Source organism: Aquimarina acroporae (assembly GCF_023195925.1).
In the GTDB taxonomy this organism is placed as follows: Bacteria; Bacteroidota; Bacteroidia; order Flavobacteriales; family Flavobacteriaceae; genus Aquimarina; species Aquimarina acroporae.
On sequence record NZ_JALPRE010000011.1, the window covers coordinates 332,043 to 354,769 of the forward strand.

Genomic DNA, 22,727 nt, shown 5'->3' on the forward strand with positions numbered 1-22,727 from the left:
TTTAGATTTTTTTTAATTTCCGCCAATATTGTCTTTTCAAAACGAAAATAAGCAAAAAGCTTATCAGAGTAGATACTGCAGCGGCTAAAATACCAAATTTAGGTATAAAAACCATGTTAAGTAAAATATTGAGTACAGCAGCAAAAAGTGCAGGTTTAAGTATAAGCTTATCTTTCTTGTATCCATATAGTAAAAAATGAAAAAAGAGCGAGAAATTCAGAAAAATATTTCCAATCAAAATGATAAAATAAACAAGTAATTCTGAAGTGAATTCAGATTTGTCAAGCCATTGTAATGTAGGATAGATGGCGATTATAATTAAAACACTTACCCCTATTGTAGTGGTATATAGTTCCTTTAAAAATTTGGCGATTGTTGATCTAATTCTATCGGTCTCATTTGAATGAATTGCTCTTAAAAGATTGGGGACAATCAAAGTGATAGTAATAGTGTTTACGACAATATTGACAATATTGGCGAAGTTGGTATAAAAAGAATATATCCCAACCTGTTCTTTGCCTAAAAACCAATCGATCATATATCTATCAGAGTACTCAATTATTTTATAGGCAATTGTACCTATAAAAAAGGGGAAACTAATTGATATACCTGTTTTAATCCATTTTTTATCGATAGAGAACCAAGCAACTTTTTTTAGATCATTTCTACAAAAAATGATTACATAAATCAAACTAAATAACAAACTCAATATAGAACCTATAATCCAATATGTAAGAATAATTGGTATTGTGATTTCTCTTTTCAACCATAGATATTCAATAGCAACCATGCTAAGAATCCACAAGGCAGTTCTCATAAAAAGAGTAATATTAGCGATATTAGGTTTATTGAATAAGTTAAAAAACCTAAAAGCTTCTTGAGAAAGGTGTTCAAAAATTAATAACACATAGAACGGTAGTATAAACTCAAAAGGAATTATTTCATTCAAAAAAATGAAATACACAATTGGAATAAAAACAACATATCCTATCGTATGAAACCAGAATTGATTTAGTAAGTACGCATGTTGATTTTCCTTGTTCTCTATTACCTCTCTATGAGAATAGTTATAAAAATCAAATCCTAATAAGAAAATAAAAAACGTTATTGAGGTAACGATCAAACTAATAACTCCGTAATCTGCTGTAGACAGGGTTTTAGAAAGGCCTATCATCAACAAGAATTTTGCCCCCATTGATGCCCCTCTTAACAATAATGCTAAGATTTTTTTTTGCATTAATTATTCGAAATGTTTCCAGTCTAAGGGTTCTCCCTTATTCAAATCATGAACAAACTTTTTCCCTAAAATATCTTTTAAATGTTTTGGGTGCATGCCATATCCAGGTCTTATTGATCTTACGTTTTCTGGTGTTAATTGGTCTCCTTTTTTAACATCTTCTACTATAAATAGGGATCTTGCGAACTTTTTATTTCTCTTTACTTTTTCAGATAATTCGTAAGAAGCCTTACCAAGCATTTTTTCGGTATCTCTCACAGCATTAACCATTTCTGTAAATTCTTTCTCATCTAAGGAGAAATCTGCATCTGGACCGCCGATAGATTTATCTAGTATAAAATGCTTCTCTATTACTTTTGCTCCTAAAGTAGTAGCGACGGCTGGTGCCAAAGCTCCATAGGTATGATCACTAAAACCGACCTCAACATCAAATCTACTCTTAAGGTCTGGTATAGTATTAAGGTTTGCCAGTTCTAATGGTGCAGGATATGAAGAAGTACATTTTAACAATATGATTTCATTGTTCCCTGCTTTTCTACAAGTTTCTACAGCTAGTTGAATGTCTTGTTCTTCTGCTATTCCTGTAGAGATGATAATGGGTTTTCCTTTGGAAGCCGCATACTCGATTAGCGGTATATCTTGAATTTCAAATGAGGCTATTTTATAGGCCGGTACATTTAATTCTTCCAAGAAATCTACAGCAGTATGATCAAAAGGTGAAGAAAAACAAATTAATCCTTCTTCTTCGGCAACCTCAAAAAGCTTTTGATGCCACTCCCAAGGAGTATAAGCTTCTCCATACAATTCATACAGCGTTTTTCCATCCCATAAGGTTCCTCCTTCTATCTGAAAATGCTCATTATCGCAATCTATTGTAAGTGTATCTGGAGTATAGGTTTGTAATTTTATGGCATCGGCTCCAGTTCTTTTTGCTGCTCTTATGGTTTCGATGGCTACATCTAAGTCTCCATTATGATTTGCAGATAATTCTGCTATAATAAAGCATGGATTAGTGCCTCCGATTAATTTACTTCCTATTTTCATTATCTAGTTTTTTTCCAACCACAAAAGTACACTTTTCTCCTCTTATATTTTCTAATGACAAAGCTCCGTTAGGAGTTTTTATGGTTAGTTGGGGAGAAACCTGCAAGATTACTCCGTTATCAACAGAGCTATTAAAACCATAATCTGAATAGTTGACCTTATCTATTATAACTTTTTTATTGTCGTAAAACGTAAATGCTCCAGGATAAGGATCTGCTTGTGCTCTTACCCAATTACGTATTCGCTCTTTGCTCCAGTTCCAATTAATCTCACCGTCATTGGGAGTACGTTTTCCAAAATAAGTAGCTTTACTCTCATCTTGAATAGTAGTCTCAAGGTCTTTTTTATCTACTTTTTGAAGCACTCCTTCGACCAAAGGAATGTATTGCTCTGCATATTTCACCAAAATATCTGCACCAGTATCATTATCTCCTATAGGTATTATAATTTGTTCAATAATAGCTCCGGTATCACAACCTATTTCAATTTTGTGAGCGGTAATTCCTGTTTCTTTTTCATTATTTATAATTGCCCAAACATGAGGGGTTCTTCCTCGGTATTTAGGCAATAAAGAACCATGTATATTGAATGCCAGTTTTTTAGGGTGAGTAATAATATCTTCTTCAATCAAAAACAAATAATTGATAGAAGCAATCACATCAACATCGATATCTTTGATAAAACTGAATCCTTTTCCTTTTCTTGGGTTACCTGCAAAACAGGGGATCTTATTATCCTTACAAAAATCTATAATTGCAGTAGATCCTTTATCTGTTAATACAAATCTTACTTCGTAATTGTTTATTATTTGAGAAATGGTTTTATACCCCAATCCTCCGCTACATAATACTCCTAGAGTTAACATAAGTGTTCAATCAAATTAAGAAATCTTTGTTTAATATCTGCATCGAATAATTCTTGTTGCGAATGTAAGCAGTTCTCATAACTTTTTACTTCCAAAATACCTAGAATAGCATTTTTAAAACTATCTACGGTATATTGTGTATAATCTCCACCTCCAAAAATTGCATGTTTCTCCAAAAAGCCTTTGTAAATAAGCTCTTGATTGTCTACAAAATACCCCCCAAGAATTGGCATTTTCACACAGCATAATTCATATAAAATTGTGCTTGTGGGAGCAATAGCAAAATTACAAGAAGTCATCAAATCCGCCAGTTCATTTTCAGACAAATTACTATGGGTATGAAGTCTGGAAGAGGCTTGTTTCTCCAGAGCATAAATTTCCTGGTCTTGGTAAGCCGCTCCTAAAACCACATGAATTTCTTCTATTTGATCTATTTGTAGTAATGCTTGTGTTGCTTTTAAAGAAAGATTAAGCATATCTGCTCCACCAAAACATACAAAAGCTTTATTGATACTTTTTATCTCCCGAGTTTTCTTTGCAGCCTCCAAAAACGACGGTCTAAGCAATGCGAATTTTGTACCTAAAGCAAACTCTGTATTAGACTCATGTGTAAAATCTGAAACTTTTAAATAGGGAGAATGGTTAATTACAATATCTGCATACATATGTTCTTTGGCAAGATCATCTATGTAGATCAATTGGAATCCCAGCTCTTTTATCTCCTTTTGATATAAAGATGTGAAGTGATATCCATCTGCTATAATGATATGATTTTTAGGCTCATATCGATTTGCTATCCAATGTGGTTCTTTTTCTGATGTGATATCGCTTCCTAAAAGCACCGTGGTATAATCTTTTGGTATAACGCTTGTTGTACTCGAAGATCGTGTAAGGTATACAAATTCATAATGCTCTTTTAGCATTTCTACCACTCCAAATAACCGATATAAATGCCCTAAACCTGTGGTTTTGTTACCGTCGGCTCTAAAAATTATTTTTTTCTTCAAGGGATTGCTAATTTTTTGTCAAACCTACGCATAAAATGTATCTATCTAGACAATTTTTGGTTTAAATAGGTGTTAATTGCTACAATCTCCGGCTTGGAAATCAGCAAAGGTAGGATTGTATAAATTTTCAGATATTTCAAAATTATTTTCTGTAATGAGATCTGATAAAGAACAATAATCGGTATAGGAGGTTTGTTTTATGATTATTTGTCCTCCAACTTCCTTCAAATTTTTCAAAGCCTTTAAAGGATCTCCATTACTAGCATAAATTTCTAAATTCCCATCAATTTTCTCTATATCCTCAAAACCTAATTCATCTTGATTACCAAAATCAAAATTATCATAAGGGTACAGATAGCCAAAGTCCAAATCCAAATATTCTCCAATTATTAAATCACCTTTTATTTCTTTAATCCCTCTCAATACTGACATATCCGTAATACTCTCTTTTCTTCCATCGGGATTAGGATGTACAGGATGATTACCAAGGATCATTAGATTTCCTTCTAGAATATCTATTTGATGATTTTCAAACAAGGATATATGAATTTGATCTCTTATTTTAATGTCTCCAACCACTGTTCCAGAACCTACCGTATTAAAAATTCTTGCTTTTGATATATCCGACTCATTATCAAAATTATCTATGGCCATGACTGATACACTGTACCTATTAAAAACCTCTAGGTCGGTAACAGTTATAGTATTATCATTAGTTTCTTTTATTATAACATCATTTGTAGGTATAATAAGTTCTTCATTTGCTTTGCAATACCATATTACATCGCTAATCGAAAGAGTATCATAAAAACAAGGAGCTATGAAAACTCTGTATAGAATATTGTCATTGTTTATATCAGACGAACTATCCCATTCTATTTTCACATTCATATTGTTTTCTATAGAAACAATTATATTAGCAGGTGTACTTGGCGGTGAATTTATCACCTCATCTTCTTCACATGATACTAGTAAAATCATAAAAATTGCAATAGGAAACTTTTGGATTATTTTTTTCATTTTATAGGTACAGTTAATTAATCTTGTGGTAAGTTCTTATTTTTAAAAATACTTCTTTTAGAGATGTTATAACTCACAGGAACAATTTACAAAATGTATATTCAGATGACTTTTTAGTTTAAATAGGTACTAATTGCTGCAATTTCCATCTTGAAAGTCTGTTAGTGTTGGATTATATGAATTTCCTGATATTTCAAAAGTATTAGTAAGGAAAAAGTCTGAAAGTGCACAATAATCAAGTATTGGGGTGTCTTTTATTGATATTGTCTCGCCTATATGAGTTAAAGTATCAAAACCGTTTAAAGAAGTTAAATTAGTATTATCAATCCGCAAATTCTCTTGTATTTTCAATAAGTTTTTAAACCCTTCCCCAAGTTCATCAAAATTTAAATTATAATTATCTGAACCCATAACCTCGCTTCCGAAAATCAAACTTCCATTTATTTCTCTTATGCCATTCAAAGGTGTTAAATCTGTAATACTCTCTACTTCAAATCCTAAAGTTCCAGAGGGCCCAACTCCACCTATTATAAGATTCCCATTTAAAATTTCTAATTCATGTTCTTTAAATAAATCAACAAAAACTTGATCAGTCAAAACGATATCTCCATTATACGTTCCCGATGGAACAGTTGAAAAACCTATCGTCATGGGTTCTGACTCATTACCAAAATTATCTACCGTAGTAACGGCAATTCTATAATATGACAATGGATCAAGGTTTTCTAAAGAATAAAAATTATCGCTTATCTCGGTCAAAGGTGTATTAAAATCTATATATAAGTCAGTAAATATGTCATTTGTAGTATATGTTAATACCCATTTTCCTATGTATAATTTATAACTAATATTATCTCCTTCTACACCATTAGGTTTTTCCCATTCCAGCCTAATATTTGTAAAATCCAGGTCATACCTTAAATTAACAGGGGAACCTGGTGGGGTATTGAATTTACATTTTACCCCTTTGATGTCTTCTTCAGTCGGATTATATAAATTATTTTCTACCACGTAACCCCTATAATTAATTTCTGGAATAACATCTATAACCACATTATTCATATACTCACGGATGCCACAAAAATCTAACAGCTTCTCGTTGTCAGTAATAGTTACTCTGGAAATATTGAATTCATTCTCACTGTTATTTAAATTTGAAATTCCTTCTAGTGAAATTAATTCTGAATTTCCAATAATTTGAAGATTCCCAGTACTTTTAAGATTATCAAACCCTTTCAATTCAACAAGTTGATTCATGCGTCTCAATGATAGGCTATTTGTCGAAGTAAGTTGAGAAAAAACTGATAGATGAGTATCGGTAATATTATCTAACTTTTCTAAATACAATTCATCAATCTTTGTAACACCAGAAAAATTCGAAAGGTTTTTAATCCCTAAATTGGTTAATTTTAGAGCTTTAATTTCTTTTTGGGGTTCTAATCCTTCAAGATTTTCTAAAATAGGATTATTCAAAAGTTCTACTCTAGTCGCTAGTCCAAAATACTTTCGAATAGCAGAAATATCCTTTAGCTTTGGATTGTTTTCAATGCGGATAACTGTGTTTTGATTACTCAATATGTTCTCAAGTCCATCCAAGGTTTCTAAAGAGGTATTTTGGACTACAATCTCCTCACGAACAAAATTTAATGATGCCAAGTTTGATAGATTTACAATATCCTCTCCTTCTATTGTAAGTTTTGCAATTGCAGTATAAGGAAAATTGTCTACTCCGAACTGATCTGTAATTCTCTCGTAGCCCCCAACAGTATTTTTGGTAGTAGTAAAAGAAAAAGTATCGAAAGTGCTTTGTCCATCTGGACTAGTTGCATAGACTGCGCCTTCATATTGAGTTTCTTCCTCTAAATCAGAAAAGGTAAAATTATTTTCTGCCAAAGCTTCCGCTTTCACTTCATTATTTAAAACTATCCTGTATAGTGTATTTGAACCCATGTTTGTTTCCCAGGAGATAGAAGCGTTAAATGCTTTAATCTGATCTATTTTAATAGTAATTGAATTAGGTATTTTATCATCACTATCGCATGAGGTTACAAAGAGTATAAGAAATGCTAATAACAATTTCAGAATTGTTTTTTTCATCGTAAAATAGTTTATGTAAAGGTACATTACTTTATGTTCTATCCTGACGAATTGTTACTTCTTAAGACTGTTAAATTTTAGGCAACAGAGCCAAAATGAAAAGTATAAAAAGAACTATCTCACCTTAAACAAGGGAACGAGAGGTTGGGCTTTGAGCGCTTCTTCCATATTTTTATGACCTTGAACTGTTTTAAACTTATCGAAAAATAGTGCGTAAGCTTCAATTAGTTTGTCGATATCTTCCTGGGAATGGGCATAACTCAAATTATGGGTGCCTATGGTAAATATTCCATTTGCAAACATTTCTTGTAAATAGAGTGTTTTGATCTCTTCTGGAGTTGCCCAATCTACAGGTTTGATCACAAAAAATGACCACACAGGATAGCCTTGTATCTCGAAGACATCAGACAAATCATATTTAGTAATGACTTTGTTTAGTTCATTTATTAAATATGCACCATGATCTTCTATAGTTTTAAGAATTGGTTCTTTTTCCAAACGATCCAAAACCACATTTGCAGCTGCCAGAGACAAAGTTTCTCCTCCAAAAGTAAACGAGAAAAATACTTCCTCCATAAACTTCATTATCTCTTTTTTTCCTGCAACTGCGGATAAAGCATAACCATTTGCCAATCCTTTTCCAAACGTCGCCAGATCAGGAGTGACACCAAAAAACTCTTGTGCACCACCATTTGCGTATCTAAATCCGGTAATGGTCTCATCAAACACCAAAACTGCTCCGGCCTTATGAGTAAGTTCTTTTACTTTTTGTAAGAAATTATCTTTGGGAGGCGTAATATTTACGGGCTCCATAATGACAGCGGCAACTTTACCTTCTAACTCTTTAAGTTTATTTTCTAATGACTCAATATCATTATACATAAACTTATGAGTTAAGTCCTGAGTCGCTTGAGGTACTCCCAAATCTCGGGTAGTCGAACCGATATACCAATCTTGCCAACCATGGTAACCACATACTAGTATATGATCTCTACCAGTATATGCCCTGGCAATTCTAATCGCTCCAGAAGTTGCGTCAGAACCATTTTTGCCAAATCTAACCATTTCTGCACAAGGCACCATCTTGCATATTCTCTCTGCTACCTGAAACTCTAACTCGTGTGCCAAAGAGTAAATCGTTCCTTTTTGAAGTTGTGCTGTTACGGCTTCGATAATTTGCTCTTCACAATGCCCTATGGTTATAGATAACAAACCATTTACGTAATCTATGTATTCGTTGCCATCTACATCCCAAAACTTTGATCCTTTTGCGTGAGAGGCGAAATATGGTGAAACTCCATGCGGTAGTTGAGTAATACTCTTACTAAATGTTTGAGAGCCTAATGGAACGGTTTCTAATGCTCTTTCCAGGTATTTTTCGGATTGACTATACTTACTCATATGAATTCTATTTTTTTAATCTTCATCAACAGATTTAATATATCCTTCGTTTCTGGTAATATTACTGTTGAGTTCTTGAATTTCTTCGTTGTTTAAATAATATTCTGCATATGTTTTCCAATCTTTTTCTAAACCAAGATCTTCAACAATTTTTTCTATAACCTCAAAATCTACTTGTTCATCGACAGTTAACCTAACGTGATTATAGTTCTCATCGGGCGCATAGTTATCAGATTGGAATAGTGTTCCGTTTTTATAGGTGGAATTATTGCGAATAAACGGTGTAACGTGTTCTCGTTCAGAATTTAGTTTAGCTTCATTCCATGCTTTCTCTAATGCCGAGAAAGTGAAAACCTCGATGTCTTGTCCATCAGGGTACAATTCTTCTAAAATATTGGCGTAATAATCTAATTTTCTCTCTTTAGCCTGAGTTACAACCTCATCTATTAACACAGGGTCTATAAGAGGACAATCTGATGTTAACCTTACCACATAATCAGGCTTATCGCTTTTTACCGTTTGATAAAAACGGTCCAAAACATCATCTTCACTTCCTCTGTAATACTTAACATTTAACTCTTTAGCAAGTTTTTCAATTTGATCATCATTTGAATTGGTGGTTGTAGCAATATAAATCATATCTATTGATTTGGCTTGCTTTATTCTATCAATATGAATCTGAAGAAGTGTTTTGCCTTTAATCTTTTTCAAGACTTTATTTGGCAATCTTGTTGATCCTGATCTCGCTTGAGTAACAACTATAACTTTCATTTAATTCCAGTTTGAGGGATTTAACAGTTCTTCTTCTTTCACAGATATCTGATCTATCAAATCATGCGGTATATCGATGGTTCCATTACATATACTCAAATTACCTAACAATTGGTCCTCACTTTCAACACCTATCAAAACCGCATCTATGTATTTTTTTTGTAATACATATTGAAGAGTTAATGTTTGCGTATTAAGGTTATGTTTTTCCTTAATGCCTGTAAGTGTTTCCATATAAGGTCGCAACGTCTCTAATTTTCCTTTTATATCTTCTATTTTTTTAAAAAATAGACCTTGTAAAAATACGGAACGAGTATGAATTTCGATATTTTTAGCTTTGGCTTTTTCAAGTACGTCCTTTCGTTTAGACTGGTTATCAAACAAATTAAATGGAATCTGAATAAAATCAAAGTCACTATAATTGTCTATGATATCTTCAATTTCATCATTAGTATAGAGTGAAATTCCAGCTTTTTCAATGATTCCTTCATTTCTAATCTTTAAGACCTCATCATAAAGATCAAGGTTTTTTTTAAAACCTTGATGATTGTGAAACATGTACCCCAAAAGTTTATCTGTATGCAGGGTCTCACAATTTGAGAGTATATGATTTCTTAGCTCATCCTTTTTTAAAGAAAGGTTGACACTTAGCTTTGTGATGATATTAAATTTTTTATGTGGATATTTCTTTTGAAATGCCCCTATTACTTCTTGAGAATCTCCATAGGCTTCTGCAGTATCCAATGTCCTAATTCCATTATCGTATGCGGTATGTAATATTTGAAAAGCCTTGTCTAGGGTTGGTTTTCCTAATTGATTATTAATCCCATAGGCTAACCCTAGTTGAACAGTTCCTAAAATAAGTTTATTCGTCATTTTTCTTAATCATCCTTATTGAATTACATAATTCTCCTGCATAAACTCCCTTGTTTTCTATGATGCCTTCAATCTCAAACCCCATATTCTCATAAAGTTTTAAGGCTCCAATATTCTTTTCAATCACCCCAAGAGTTATTTGAGAAAGTTTTATGGCTTCAAAACAATAGTTAATTACACATATCGAAGCTTCTTTGGCATATCCTTTTCCCCACTCATTCTTGTCTCCCATCATTATCCCATATTCTCCAGAATTCTTAACGCTATCTATAGGATCTATTTTTATATTACCAATATGTTTATCTGAGTCTTTAATATGAATACCCCAAAAAAGGATATCTTTTTCTTCTTGCTCTTTTAGGTAAGTTTCTAACTGATCAAGCGTATAATTACCTCCTGTTTCTAAATATTGATAAACATCAACATCATTTAACCATGCTACGTATGTTTCTGATAAATGTTCTTCTAAAGACAGTCGTCTTAAGGATAATCTTTCTGTTTCTAGATTAACTGCTTTCATTTTAAAAAACTAATCACTTTATCTATGACGAATTGTTGCTCATCAGAAGACAACGTAGGGTACATAGGCAAGCTAATGCATCTGCTATAATATCGCTCAGCACTGGATAAGTCAGCTGTTTGATATCCTATCTTTTTATAATAAGGTAATGTATGTATCGGGATATAATGAATTTGCGCATATACTCCTTGTTCTCTCAAATAATCGTATAATCCTTTTCTATCATCAACCTCTATAACAAATAGGTGATGAGCATTATAAAAATTAGAAGGTAGCGATTGGAATTTCACCCTCCCCTCAAATGCCTTCTTATACTTTTGCGCAATTTCATTTCTTCTTTTTACGCCATTGGTGTTTTTGGCCAACTGCGTAATTCCTAATGCCGACTGTATGTCTGTTAATCTATAATTAAATCCTAACTCTTGCATTTCATAATACCACCCACCATGATTTTCAGACATATTGTTTTTGGATATACCATGTGTTCTTAAAGAAAGTAGCTTTTGATAAAGGTCTTCATCATTGGTTGTTACCATACCACCTTCTCCACAAGCAATATGTTTTACCGGGTGAAATGAAAAAATACCTATGTTGGCATATACCGCGTTACCACACATTTGTTTTTCATTTTGAGAATCTGTGAAGTACCCTCCTGGGGCGTGACAAGCATCTTCTATAATCCATAAATCATGCTCATCTGCTAATGCTCTAAACTCCTCTAAGTTTACTGGTAAACCTGCAAAATCAACTGGTATTATTCCTTTGAAAAAGCCTTTAGGTTTGCTTTCTATTAGCTTTCTGGTATGTTCTAAAGAGAGTAAATAAGTATCTGGATTTATATCTGCAAACCACACCTCTCCTCCACCATAACGAACACAGTTTGCAGATGCGGCAAATGTTATAGGAGTTGTAATTACACGATCTCCCGATTGTAATCCTAACGCCAATACAGAAATATGCAATCCTGCCGTGGCATTACTTACAGCTACAGCATATTTGGAACCAACATATTCCGCAAATTTCTTTTCGAATTCTCCAACCTTTGGTCCTTGGGTTAAAAAATCTGCCTGAAGCGTTTCTATTACGGCATTTATATCTTCTTTCTCGATAGATTGTCTACCATATGGAATTATTTTCATTATACGTTAAAATTTGGATCTACATGTTCCTTTACAAGGTCTCTTAAACTCTCAACTGTTTCCCAATCTGTATTTTCTCCAGAATTATAATAAAACCCTTCGGGTACTTTTGTGGCTTCAAAATGTTTGATATATTCCTCCAAATTAAATATGGTTTTTTGAGGAAGTATCGCATAATATTTTCCTAAGTCCCAAGTATTAAATGAATCAGACATTGTTATCATTTCTTCATGAAGTTTTTCTCCAGGACGTATTCCCACCACTTCATGTTTCGCTTCTGGAGCAATGGCATTTGCAACATCGGTTATTTTATAAGAAGGAATTTTAGGAACAAAAATCTCTCCTCCCCATGCTTTCTCAATAGCATTAAATACCATTTCACAACCATCTTCCAAACTGATATTAAACCTTGTCATTCTCTCATCTGTGATTGGCAGTACTCCTTCTTTCTTCTTTTTCAAGAAAAAGGGCATTACAGATCCATTTGAGCCCATTACATTTCCATAACGTACTACCGAAAATTTAATATCTCTTTTTCCTTTTATATTATTTGCGGCTACAAACAATTTGTCTGAAGCTAATTTGGTTGCCCCATAAAGATTAATTGGTGCAGCTGCTTTATCTGTAGAAAGTGCTACTACACTTTTTACATTTGATTCAAGTGCAGCTTCTATTACATTTTCTGCTCCTAAAATATTGGTCTTAACACACTCCATAGGATTATACTCTGCAATATGAACGTGTTTCATCGCAGCTGCGTGAATTACAATATCTATACCTTCAAATGCTCTTTTTAATCTTTCTTGATCTCGAACATCTCCCACAAAATAACGCATGGCTGGATATTTTGAATCTGGATAGTTCATCGCCATTTGAAAATGCTTCTGTTCATCTCTGGAAAATATAACTAACCTTTTAACTTTTGGGTAACGTTTCAGAATTAATTCAGTGAACTTTTTTCCAAAACTACCTGTTCCACCTGTTATTAGGATTGATTTTCCGTTTAAATCTAACATATTCGTCAATTTTATTTAATGATAGTATTTTCTTATTTACAAGCCAAGGTTCTGGTTTAATCTATTGATCGAAGTTTTCCAATCTAAGATGTTAACTTGTAACGCTATAGTGAGCTTTTTTTTATCTAAAACACTATATTTTGGCCTGACTGCAAAAGTAGGGTAATTATCTGTTTTTTCAAGCTTTATCTGCTCAAGTTTACCAGAAATTCTCAAAACTTCTTCGGCAAAGTCAAACCATGTTGCCTCACCAATATTACTGTAGTTGTAAATTCCATATCTAGATTCTCCTTTAAGAATCAATTCGGTAATAAACATGGCAAGATCGTTAGCATTAGTGGGAGTACCTGTCTCAGATGTTGTAATTGTAAGTTCCTTGACGGTTTCCGATTTCCTTAAAATTGTCTTTAGAAAGTTATGTCCAAATTCAGAATATAACCAAGAAGTTCTTATTATGAAATAGTTTTCAAGTATTTTCTGAATATGTTGTTCCCCAGCCAGCTTAGATTTACCATATTCATTTAACGGGTTGGGGCTATCTTCTTCGGTGTATGGAGTGTTTTTTTTACCGTCAAAAACATAATCTGTAGAAATATGCACCAGAATCGCATCATGATCTAAACATGCTTCAGCTATATTCTTAACTCCTTCTGCATTGATCTCAAATGCTTTTTGAGGCTCTTTTTCTGCTTGCTCTACATTGGTATAAGCAGCACAATTAATTACATACTCATAATTTTCCTTAGAAAATAGATGCTTTACTTCCTCTTTTACCGTAATATCTAAATCTGAATAACTTGCAAAATGCATTTCCAAATCGGGATAATTACTTTCAATTTTCTTAAAACATTGGCCAAGCTGACCTTTGGCCCCTGTTATCAGAACCTTTCTTTTACTATAATTTCCCTGCATTTTCCAAATCTTTTAGAAGTGGCAACTCCTTATCTTTTTCAGATAGCAAAATTTCTATATCATTAGCACTCCAGTCGATTGCAAGATCAGGATCATTGTAAATAATCCCAAGCTCAGATTCTTTATTATAGTAGTTATCACACTTATAAGCAAAAACTGCAAGATCGCTTAGAGTAATAAAACCATGTGCAAATCCGCGAGGTATAAAAAACTGAACGTTGTTTTCATCATTTAAAATGATAGAAAAATGTTGTTTATAGGTCTTAGAATTGGGTCTTAAATCTACAGCTACATCTAGAACTTCGCCTTTAATTACTCGTACCAATTTTGCCTGACTGTATTCTCCAGTTTGAAAATGTAGTCCTCTAAGTACTCCCTTTTTAGAAACAGACTGATTATCTTGCACGAATTCTACTTGCAATCCTGTTAATTGATCAAAAGACTGTTTGTTGTAACTCTCAAAAAAAGAACCGCGTTCATCTTCAAATATTCTTGGTCTTAGCATAAAACAACCGTCTAAGGGCGTCTCTTCTATTTTCACAGGTTTAAATTTTGCAATTATTTAAAATTCTTAATACTCGTTTTTATTGTTTAATCCAGTTGCAATAAATACTGCCCATATCCGCTTTTAAGGAGTGGTTTAGCCAGTTCATTTAATTGGTCCTTATTTATGAACCCTTTTTTATAGGCTATCTCCTCAATAGCTCCTATTTTAAGGCCTTGTCGCTCTTCGATTACCTGAACAAATTGAGACGCCTGCATTAACGAATTAAATGTTCCTGTATCTAGCCAAGCAGTACCTTTGTCTAAAATACTTACTTTAAGTTTTCCTTGTTGTAAATAGGCATTATTTACATCGGTAATTTCTAACTCCCCTCTTTCACTTGGAGCAATGTTTTTTGCTATTTCTACCACTTCATTATCATAGAAATAAATACCAGGAACCGCATAATTTGATTTTGGTTGTTTGGGTTTTTCTTCAATCGAGATTGCTTTACCAGAGTTGTCAAAATCGACAACCCCATACCTTTCGGGATCTTGTACATGATAGGCATAGATAATCCCTCCATCGGGATCATTATTGCTTTCAAGAAGGTTTTCTAAACCTGAACCGTAGAAAATGTTATCTCCTAAAATTAAAGCCACCTTATCTTTACCAATAAATTGCTCTCCAATAATAAAGGCTTCTGCTAGCCCATTGGGTTGATCCTGAACTGCATATTCAAACCTACAGCCATATTTTACACCATCTCCTAAAAGTTTTTGAAACAAAGGCAAATCTTGAGGAGTAGAAATTATCAGAATTTCTTTTATACCTGCAGACATTAATGTAGAAAGCGGATAATAAATCATAGGTTTATCATACACCGGCATGAGCTGCTTACTTACGGCTAACGTTAAAGGGTGTAATCGTGTTCCAGATCCTCCTGCTAAAATTATTCCTTTCATGTCTCTATAGTATTATTTTAGAAGTTATATAGAACTCGTTAAAAATATATTCGATGTATATAAAAACTCTATGATGGTTCGTTTCATTTGTTACTATTTTTTTGAAAGTCTAATCATACTTTCACTGCATATATATTCATATAGATTTAAACGTATTTTCTTAAGTACCATTCTATAGTTTTCACAATTCCAGACTCAAAATTCTCATCTGCACTCCAAACTAATTCCTTTTCGATTTTTGAAGCGTCAATGGCATAGCGCATATCATGTCCAGGTCTATCTTTCACATAGGTAATTTGCTCTTTGTAAGATTCATTATTGCCTTTGGGATGCATTTTATCTAGCAGTTCACAAATAGTTTTGGCTATATAATTGTTGTTACGTTCATTTCTACCTCCAATGTTATACGTTTCGCCAGAAACACCAACTTTATATACCAATTCTATTCCTTTACAATGATCCAAAACATATAGCCAGTCTCTAACATTTTTCCCATCACCATAGATAGGAATATTTTCTCCTGAAATGGCTTTTCGAATTATTGTAGGAATCAATTTTTCATCATGTTGTTTGGGCCCATAATTGTTGGAACAATTCGTAGTAACCACATTCATGCCGTAGGTATGATGATAACTCCTAACCACAAAATCTGAGGATGCTTTTGAGGCACTATATGGGCTATTTGGAGCATAAGGTGTTTTTTCTGTAAACAATCCTGTCTCTCCCAAAGTTCCATATACCTCATCTGTAGAAATATGATGAAATCTGCATTCTTTATATTGTTCTTTATATTGATGTGGAGCTTGCATCCAGTAATTTCTAGCTACATCTAAAAGCGTAAAAGTTCCAAATACATTTGTTTTTATAAATTCGTCTGGTGATGAAATAGAATTATCGACGTGAGATTCTGCAGCGAAATGAATAACACCACTAAAATTATATCTGTCAAATAATGATTGTATTAAGGAGCGATCACAGATATCACCTTCTACGAAGGTGTAATTTTTATGTTCAGATACTTCTTGTAAATTATTGAGATCTCCGGCATAGGTTAACTTGTCAATGTTTACAAGATGTACTCCATCGTTTTTATCCAAAAAATAAGGTATAAAATTCGATCCAATAAAACCTGCGCCACCTGTGACCAAAATGTTTTTCATAAACTATTTAATATAAACTTCTAATAATTTCATTCCTCCTGCATCATCTTCGAAAATAAGGTCTTCTATAACTGACGGAATTAAAACTGTTTCTCCAAATGATATCGTTTCTGTTCCTCCATCAAACTTTAATTTTCCACTACCTTCGACGCACATTAAAATTTTAAAAGAATTAATCTCTTCATAACTCCTTTCAAAACCGGAAACAACATCTATAAAATTAGTCGTAAAATAAGGAATAGATGCTACTTCATTTATTTCATTACTACTGTTTTTATACGATAGTTTATAACCCTTACTAGCTTCAAAATTCAACGCGTCGATAGCAAGTTCTGTATGTAACTCTCTTCTGTTACCTTGATCATCAGTTCTATCCCAATCATAAACTCTATACGTAACATCTGAAGTTTGTTGAATTTCAGCAATTAAAGCTCCTTTACCGATCGCATGTATTGTTCCTGCTTTAATCATATAACTATCTCCTTTAGAAATAGTTTCAAAATTCAGTAAATCAACTAACCTATTATTTTCTAAATACGTTTGATATTCTTCTCTATTTGTTTCTTTGTTAAAATCTACTATTAATTTCGCACCCTCATCTGCTTGAACCACATACCACATTTCAGTTTTCCCAAAAGAATTATGTCTATCTTTTGCCAATATATCACCTGGATGCAATTGAATAGAAAGATCATCTTGAGCATCTATAAATTTAATAAGTAGTGGAAATTTATTTCCAAATGATTCATAGACTTTGCTCCCCACTAAATCTTGCCTATACAACATTATAAGATCTGTTATTTTTTCACCCTTTAAAGTCCCATTTGAAACTATTGATATTTCATTTTGTACAGAAGAAATTTCCCAACTCTCTCCTACTTTTGTTCCCAAAGCTGGTTTATTGAGAATTGTTTTTAACTTATCTCCTCCCCATATTTTTTCCTTTATAATTGGGTGAAATTTTAACGGGTATAACATGATCTTTATTTTACATAGTTACTAAACTGTTTTTTTAGGGGTTATTACACTTTGACGGTTATTCATTAATAAAACGAACTACAGATTTTGATAAATATCTAAAGAAATAAAGCAGAGAAATTAATCCAATTAGAATCAAAGGAAAACTGAATATTAATCTACCAGTTAACGCTTTTCTTTTCGCTATGATTCCTGTATTTTCTACTACTTCATATATTTGTTTTCCAAACTCAAGTTCTTTTTCTTGCTCAGTAATTTCATCCATTAATGCTTGTTTTCTTTTAAACAAAGAAGCAATAGTAGGGGTTTCTGACTCTGAGGCAAAAACAAAACTACCTTGATCTTGAGAGGAAGGGTTCTCGCTTAAATTTGTGAGATAATCATTTACAAATTTTAATGATTTCTTGTTTTGCTCCAGATTGTTTTTTATTTGTGCTACTTCTAGTTTAACCACCTTAACAAAATGTTCATTAGATCTCAAGTGATCCAATATAGTGTTGGTTATACTTATATTTTTCTCATTTTTATCCATAAAACTTATTGTAAGTTTATGCTGAGAATAAAAACCTCTATATTTTTTCTCCTGTAATAACTTGTCGTCATAGGTCTCTGTGAAGCCTTCTTTATCCTGAAGTTCTTCTAAAACTTCACTAGGTTTAATAATAGGCTCAAGAGAAATACTTTTAACCTTATCTACTAGTTCAATTTCTAAACCAAGCTTTTTAATATAAACTTCATCTTTAAAATCGTCTTCCAAATCTTCTATAAACCCATAAATATATTCAACCGAATCATACTTAGGCTCTAAGATAATTTCCTGAACAAAAGCATCTTTTTTACCTTGATACTGGTCCATAAAAAATCCAAAACCAGCTCCAAGAACACCAAGGATAAGAAAAAGTACTATCTTTTTCTTAAAAAATAAAACTACTTCGACAACCAGCCTAAGAAATTTCTTGAAAAATTCTTTGACCATTACAAAAAGTTGCATCAAATCAATTTCTTCATTTTGATTTTGCTCACTCATATTTTACCTTTCTTTTAGTATTTGTTCTATTATTTTTTCTGTAATCAAGTAAGTAGGTTTTACCCCGGTAGTACCCAAACCTCCAGATGCCAAAGTGCTTCCTGTTTCTAAAGGATTATCCGAAGCATAGTAAGCATATCTTACCTTTACCTTCGGACTAATACTTCCTCTTAATCTCGAGGCAGATTGTATTGCTTTTTGGTAATGTGCACCTTCCATTTCAAGACCTATTACGTTCCAGGTAGAATCATGAAAAAACTTTAAAATATCTCGGTTTTGCAGAGAAGTTCCTAATACGGTAATCATAGCTCCATCGTATACTTCGATCCCATGTCCTTCCAGATCTTTCTTTTTTAATTGATTTCTAAAAGGGTAATTGTCTGCGGTACCTTCAAAAACATGAGCGGTTGGAATCATAATATCTCCTTTTCCTCCTTCAAGAATTCCTGCTTTTCCCATAATTGAGACCGACTTCACATTCATATGAATTTTTTTGTCCTCAGCAGTAATATAGGGTTTCAGCAGCTCATCCATAGTTTCGTATGCCTGTTCTCCGAAGGCATAATCCATAACCACGATAACTGGTTTATCTTGATCCTCAATATCAGAGAATAGATTCTCATATTCACCTCCCGTATATTTAGAAGTGTCAAAAACCTGAACATTGATGTTAGCACCACTTTGGTCATCGATATAGGTCATACCCTTTTGTAGGGCCATTTTTTCGACCTTAGCTCTTAATCGATCACTTTTATCACTGCTTAATAGCTCATAAATATCTAAAGTACTTTTATTTTTAAGCTCCGTTTTAAGAGCTACGGGAGCATACAAAGCATTCATTACACTATGCATATTTGCACTTATAATATGCATAGGTCGTTCCAGAAGATCGAGTTCTTCTAATTTCTTTTTAATAGCTTCTGCCCATATTTCACCATGAATATGATGTCCTAGTCGCTCTCTAAGTACAGGACTAAAAGTTACGATTCTCTTATTATCTTCAATTGACTCTTCTATTGCTAGTTTTCCTAACCAATAAATGATATGTAAAAACCTTTCTTTATTTTCTGGGCAAGAAAAACTCCCATAAATCGAGTTTGCTTCTTCGAAAGTTCTGCCTAAAATATTCGCTGTATGTGTTAAAGCAACTTCTCGTTCTGCTTTGGTAAGATCTTTTTTAGACAACACCGCATTTTCTAACTTTTGCCAATCTCGCGTTACATTTCCTTCTTCATTTATCACCACTCTATTCATGATCTTATGTGACTCAATGAATAAAAAGGTTAGGTGAGTAAGAATATCATAAATTTCAGATCGACCTCTGGTAATCTCGATATTCATTTGCTCCTCATCAATTCTATAGCAATTTCTGCGCCTTTTGGGAGGAACTATCGCTTTAAAGTGAGAATTTTTATACCCTTCGTCACTAGTAAGGTTAATATATCTGCACTCTTCAATTCCAAAAGGCAGACGATCGATTACATATAGTAATCCGTTTAGCTCTACCTTCTCTTCGGCAACAGACCCATAAATTTCAGGACGTAAAGTGAGTAATGCTTCTCTAAGTGTTTCGCCCGAAACACCCATAGGCTTGTAAAAACCTCGATTAAAAAGGTGGCGCATGGTAATGTACATGCGTTCTATAGCACTTGAGCTTTCTTGTGCTCTTGTTCTTCCTTGTAAAATTAGATTTGCCATACGTTTTTCGGAGCAAATATAGTCTATTTGTCAATCATAACAGAAAGGGCTTCTGCAATATTTCTATCATTTGAAAGTCTGGGTAGTTTATTTTGCCCGCCAAGTTTACCTATTGATTTCATGTAATTCCTAAAACCATCATTTGGAACCGGGGTAATCTTTAGTGGTCTTAATATTTTACCTTCGATTAAATCATCATAATACGTATTCTGTTTACGCAATGAATTGTCTATGGCCAATGCCAGTGCATCTATATCTTTAGGTTGCTCTTTAAATTCTATAAACCACTCATGATAAGGTAGTTCTTCATTTCCAGGATTTACCTGAGGTGCCACTGTAAAATCATTGATCATTCCTCCCTCTACTTCTGCTCCTTCTTTTAGGGCTTGCTCTACTTCTTTCCCGATTACATGTTCTCCAAACGCCGAAATAAAATGTTTTATTCTTCCAGAAACAATTACCCTATATGGAGCGGTGCTGGTGAACATTACAGTATCTCCAATATTATAACCCCATAGGCCCGCATTGGTCGAAATCAACATGACATAGTTTACCCCCGTTTCTACTTCACCAATAGTTAATCTTTTTGGGGTTTCATCAAAAAACTCATCGGCTTTTACAAATTCGTAGAACATTCCAGAATCCAACTGCAACAACATTCCTTTTTCATTTTGTTTGTCCTGAAACGCAAAAAAGCCTTCAGAAGCTGGGTAAAGTTCTATAGTTGCGACTTTTCTACCTATCAGTTTTTCGAAGGTATTTTTATATGGTTCGTAGTTTACTCCACCATAAATGAATAGTTCAAATTCTTTAAAAAGATCCCCAATGTTTTTTCCGGTTTTGTTTTGAAGTCTTTCAAAATACATCTGTACCCATGGCGGAATACCACTAATTATAGCCATATTCTCGTTCACAGTTTCTTCAACAATAGCGTCTACTTTTTGTTCCCAATCTTCAATACAATTTGTCTCCCAACTAGGCATTCTGTTTTTCTGTAAATATTTAGGCACGTAATGAGCTACAATTCCTGATAAACGGCCAAGTTTCACTCCGTTTTTCTCATCCAATATTGGGCTTCCCTGAAGAAATATCATTTTACCATCAACAAATTTTGCGTTACCTGTTTCTTCAATATAACAGAGAATTGCATTTCTTGCGGCCGCAATATGTGTCGGCATCGAAGCTGCCGTTAAAGGAATGTATTTTGCACCACTTGTAGTTCCTGAGGTTTTTGCAAAATACAAAGGCTTTCCTGGCCATAGAATATTGCTTTCCCCATCTACCACCATATCTACATAGCTCTTTAACCCTTCATAATCACGTATAGGAACATTCTTTGCAAAATCTGAAAAGCTTTGAATTTGTTCAAAATTGTGATCTCTACCAAACGCAGTGTTTTCAGCAGTTTTTATAAGGTTTTTAAAAACCTTTTCTTGCGTTTTTACGGGGTTTGAAGCCCATTTATCTATCTTTTTGCGAATGCGTTTTGCAAAAATTTTAGCTCCTAGTGCTTTTAAAGACATAGTTTTTATTCAAAATCAATAAAGTTTGTCGGATCGGTGGGATACCCATCTCTCCATAACTCAAAATGTAGGTGAGGCCCCGTAGAGAGTTCTCCTGTTGAACCTGCTGCGGCAATAACTTCTCCGGCTTTTACCTGTTCTCCCTGTTGTTTGGTTAATGAAGCATTGTGTTTATACACTGTAATAAGGCCATTTCCATGCTTTAGGATGATTACATACCCTGTTTCGGCCGTCCATTCTGAGAAAATTACAATTCCAGAAGCAGCAGCTTGTATTGGTGTGTCTTTGGGAACAGCAATGTCTACACCATAATGCTTTTCGGTTACATCATATTTTGATGTAATATTTCCTTTTACGGGAGCAAATAAGGAAAAATCAAGACTTGCTTTTTCACTCTCAAAAAGACTGTATTTATCTTCTTTAGAAACTTCTTCTCGCAGTTTTATGTCTCTATCTGATGGACTTAGGTCTATCTCAGCGGGATCTATTTTTTGTGATTGTACAGCAGAATCAATGTCAAACTCAACCGTTTTTACATCTCCGGTAAGTACTTTTTTAATCGACTTATAGTATTGTTGATTAATATGTATTCTCGATTCTAATGAATCTGCAGTGGCTACCAATTGTGTAGCTTTTAAATTTAACGATGTAGAAGAATAGCCAGGTATATACTCCCGGAGTGGTGTAAAAGCTATCAAAAATGTTGTTCCTGCTACCAATACTATAGATGTAATGGTTACTAATACAAAAACATTGAGCCGATTTAGCTTAAAAGATATACGCTCCTCAAAAGTATCTTCATTAAGGATAACTAAGCGATACTTGTTCAGTAGCTTTTTTGTAATTCTCTTCTGTTCTTTTTTCTTTTTAGCCATAAATGAAAAACAAATATACGCAATCTGCCAATATCAAAACACAACGTATGAGATATATAAATCGTCTATATACTCTCTTAAAATTTTACACAAATAACGTCTTGATTACTAG

General features: G+C 33.4%; 21 protein-coding genes. All 21 read right to left on the minus strand.

Annotation, left to right across the window (positions count from 1 at the left end; genetic code table 11):
• Position 1: 1 nt before the first annotated feature.
• The 21 genes from M0D21_RS17225 to M0D21_RS17325 all read right to left on the minus strand — a co-directional run bounded on the left by M0D21_RS17225 (position 2) and on the right by M0D21_RS17325 (position 22,615).
• Entirely contained in the window at positions 2-1,237 is a 1,236-nt protein-coding gene (locus tag M0D21_RS17225; protein WP_248331849.1) for an oligosaccharide flippase family protein, read from the minus strand.
• Positions 1,238-1,240: 3 nt separating this feature from the next.
• Positions 1,241-2,281, minus strand: coding sequence for a pseudaminic acid synthase (gene pseI / locus M0D21_RS17230; RefSeq protein WP_248331851.1), 1,041 nt, complete (start codon positions 2,279-2,281; stop codon positions 1,241-1,243).
• A complete protein-coding gene (locus M0D21_RS17235) occupies positions 2,265-3,146 on the minus strand; it encodes a methionyl-tRNA formyltransferase (protein WP_248331853.1) in 882 nt (293 codons plus the stop codon). The genes pseI and M0D21_RS17235 overlap by 17 nt, the downstream gene beginning before the upstream one ends.
• Entirely contained in the window at positions 3,140-4,153 is a 1,014-nt protein-coding gene (gene pseG, locus M0D21_RS17240) for a UDP-2,4-diacetamido-2,4,6-trideoxy-beta-L-altropyranose hydrolase (protein ID WP_248331855.1), read from the minus strand. Before pseG ends, M0D21_RS17235 begins: the two co-directional genes overlap by 7 nt.
• A gap of 72 nt (positions 4,154-4,225) precedes the next feature.
• A complete protein-coding gene (locus tag M0D21_RS17245) occupies positions 4,226-5,173 on the minus strand; it encodes a fibronectin type III domain-containing protein (RefSeq protein WP_248331857.1) in 948 nt (315 codons plus the stop codon).
• A 129-nt stretch (positions 5,174-5,302) separates the two neighbouring features.
• Positions 5,303-7,270 carry a fibronectin type III domain-containing protein gene (locus M0D21_RS17250; protein ID WP_248331859.1) on the minus strand — a complete coding sequence of 656 codons (1,968 nt, stop codon included), beginning with the start codon at positions 7,268-7,270 and terminating at the stop codon, positions 5,303-5,305.
• A 114-nt stretch (positions 7,271-7,384) separates the two neighbouring features.
• Entirely contained in the window at positions 7,385-8,671 is a 1,287-nt protein-coding gene (locus M0D21_RS17255) for an aminotransferase class III-fold pyridoxal phosphate-dependent enzyme (RefSeq protein WP_248331861.1), read from the minus strand.
• Between the two features lie 15 nt (positions 8,672-8,686).
• Complete coding sequence (locus tag M0D21_RS17260) at positions 8,687-9,442, minus strand: cytidylyltransferase domain-containing protein (protein ID WP_248331863.1); 756 nt, start codon at positions 9,440-9,442, stop codon at positions 8,687-8,689.
• Positions 9,443-10,318: an aldo/keto reductase gene (locus M0D21_RS17265; protein WP_248331865.1), complete on the minus strand. Its 876-nt coding sequence runs from the start codon at positions 10,316-10,318 to the stop codon at positions 9,443-9,445.
• Positions 10,308-10,838 (minus strand): GNAT family N-acetyltransferase, encoded by a 531-nt coding sequence (locus M0D21_RS17270; RefSeq protein ID WP_248331867.1) that lies wholly within the window; start codon positions 10,836-10,838, stop codon positions 10,308-10,310. Before M0D21_RS17270 ends, M0D21_RS17265 begins: the two co-directional genes overlap by 11 nt.
• Positions 10,835-11,977, minus strand: a complete 1,143-nt coding sequence (pseC, locus tag M0D21_RS17275) for a UDP-4-amino-4,6-dideoxy-N-acetyl-beta-L-altrosamine transaminase (protein ID WP_248331869.1) — start codon at positions 11,975-11,977, stop codon at positions 10,835-10,837. Before pseC ends, M0D21_RS17270 begins: the two co-directional genes overlap by 4 nt.
• On the minus strand, positions 11,977-12,993 hold the full coding sequence (pseB, locus tag M0D21_RS17280; RefSeq protein WP_248331871.1) for a UDP-N-acetylglucosamine 4,6-dehydratase (inverting): 1,017 nt from the start codon (positions 12,991-12,993) through the stop codon (positions 11,977-11,979). Before pseB ends, pseC begins: the two co-directional genes overlap by 1 nt.
• 36 nt (positions 12,994-13,029) lie before the next feature.
• Complete coding sequence (gene rfbD, locus M0D21_RS17285) at positions 13,030-13,905, minus strand: dTDP-4-dehydrorhamnose reductase (RefSeq protein WP_248331873.1); 876 nt, start codon at positions 13,903-13,905, stop codon at positions 13,030-13,032.
• Positions 13,889-14,446 (minus strand): dTDP-4-dehydrorhamnose 3,5-epimerase, encoded by a 558-nt coding sequence (gene rfbC / locus M0D21_RS17290; protein WP_248331875.1) that lies wholly within the window; start codon positions 14,444-14,446, stop codon positions 13,889-13,891. The genes rfbD and rfbC overlap by 17 nt, the downstream gene beginning before the upstream one ends.
• 50 nt (positions 14,447-14,496) lie before the next feature.
• Entirely contained in the window at positions 14,497-15,354 is an 858-nt protein-coding gene (gene rfbA / locus M0D21_RS17295; RefSeq protein ID WP_248331877.1) for a glucose-1-phosphate thymidylyltransferase RfbA, read from the minus strand.
• 146 nt (positions 15,355-15,500) lie between these two features.
• Entirely contained in the window at positions 15,501-16,514 is a 1,014-nt protein-coding gene (gene rfbB, locus M0D21_RS17300; protein WP_248331879.1) for a dTDP-glucose 4,6-dehydratase, read from the minus strand.
• Positions 16,515-16,517: 3 nt separating this feature from the next.
• Positions 16,518-17,492 carry a type I phosphomannose isomerase catalytic subunit gene (locus tag M0D21_RS17305; RefSeq protein WP_248331881.1) on the minus strand — a complete coding sequence of 325 codons (975 nt, stop codon included), beginning with the start codon at positions 17,490-17,492 and terminating at the stop codon, positions 16,518-16,520.
• 58 nt (positions 17,493-17,550) lie between these two features.
• Positions 17,551-18,519 carry a hypothetical protein gene (locus M0D21_RS17310; protein WP_248331883.1) on the minus strand — a complete coding sequence of 323 codons (969 nt, stop codon included), beginning with the start codon at positions 18,517-18,519 and terminating at the stop codon, positions 17,551-17,553.
• 3 nt (positions 18,520-18,522) lie between these two features.
• Positions 18,523-20,217, minus strand: a complete 1,695-nt coding sequence (locus M0D21_RS17315) for a DUF6909 family protein (RefSeq protein ID WP_248331885.1) — start codon at positions 20,215-20,217, stop codon at positions 18,523-18,525.
• A 23-nt stretch (positions 20,218-20,240) separates the two neighbouring features.
• A complete protein-coding gene (locus M0D21_RS17320) occupies positions 20,241-21,740 on the minus strand; it encodes a GH3 auxin-responsive promoter family protein (RefSeq protein ID WP_248331887.1) in 1,500 nt (499 codons plus the stop codon).
• Between the two features lie 5 nt (positions 21,741-21,745).
• Positions 21,746-22,615 (minus strand): M23 family metallopeptidase, encoded by an 870-nt coding sequence (locus M0D21_RS17325; RefSeq protein ID WP_248331890.1) that lies wholly within the window; start codon positions 22,613-22,615, stop codon positions 21,746-21,748.
• Positions 22,616-22,727 lie beyond the last annotated feature (112 nt).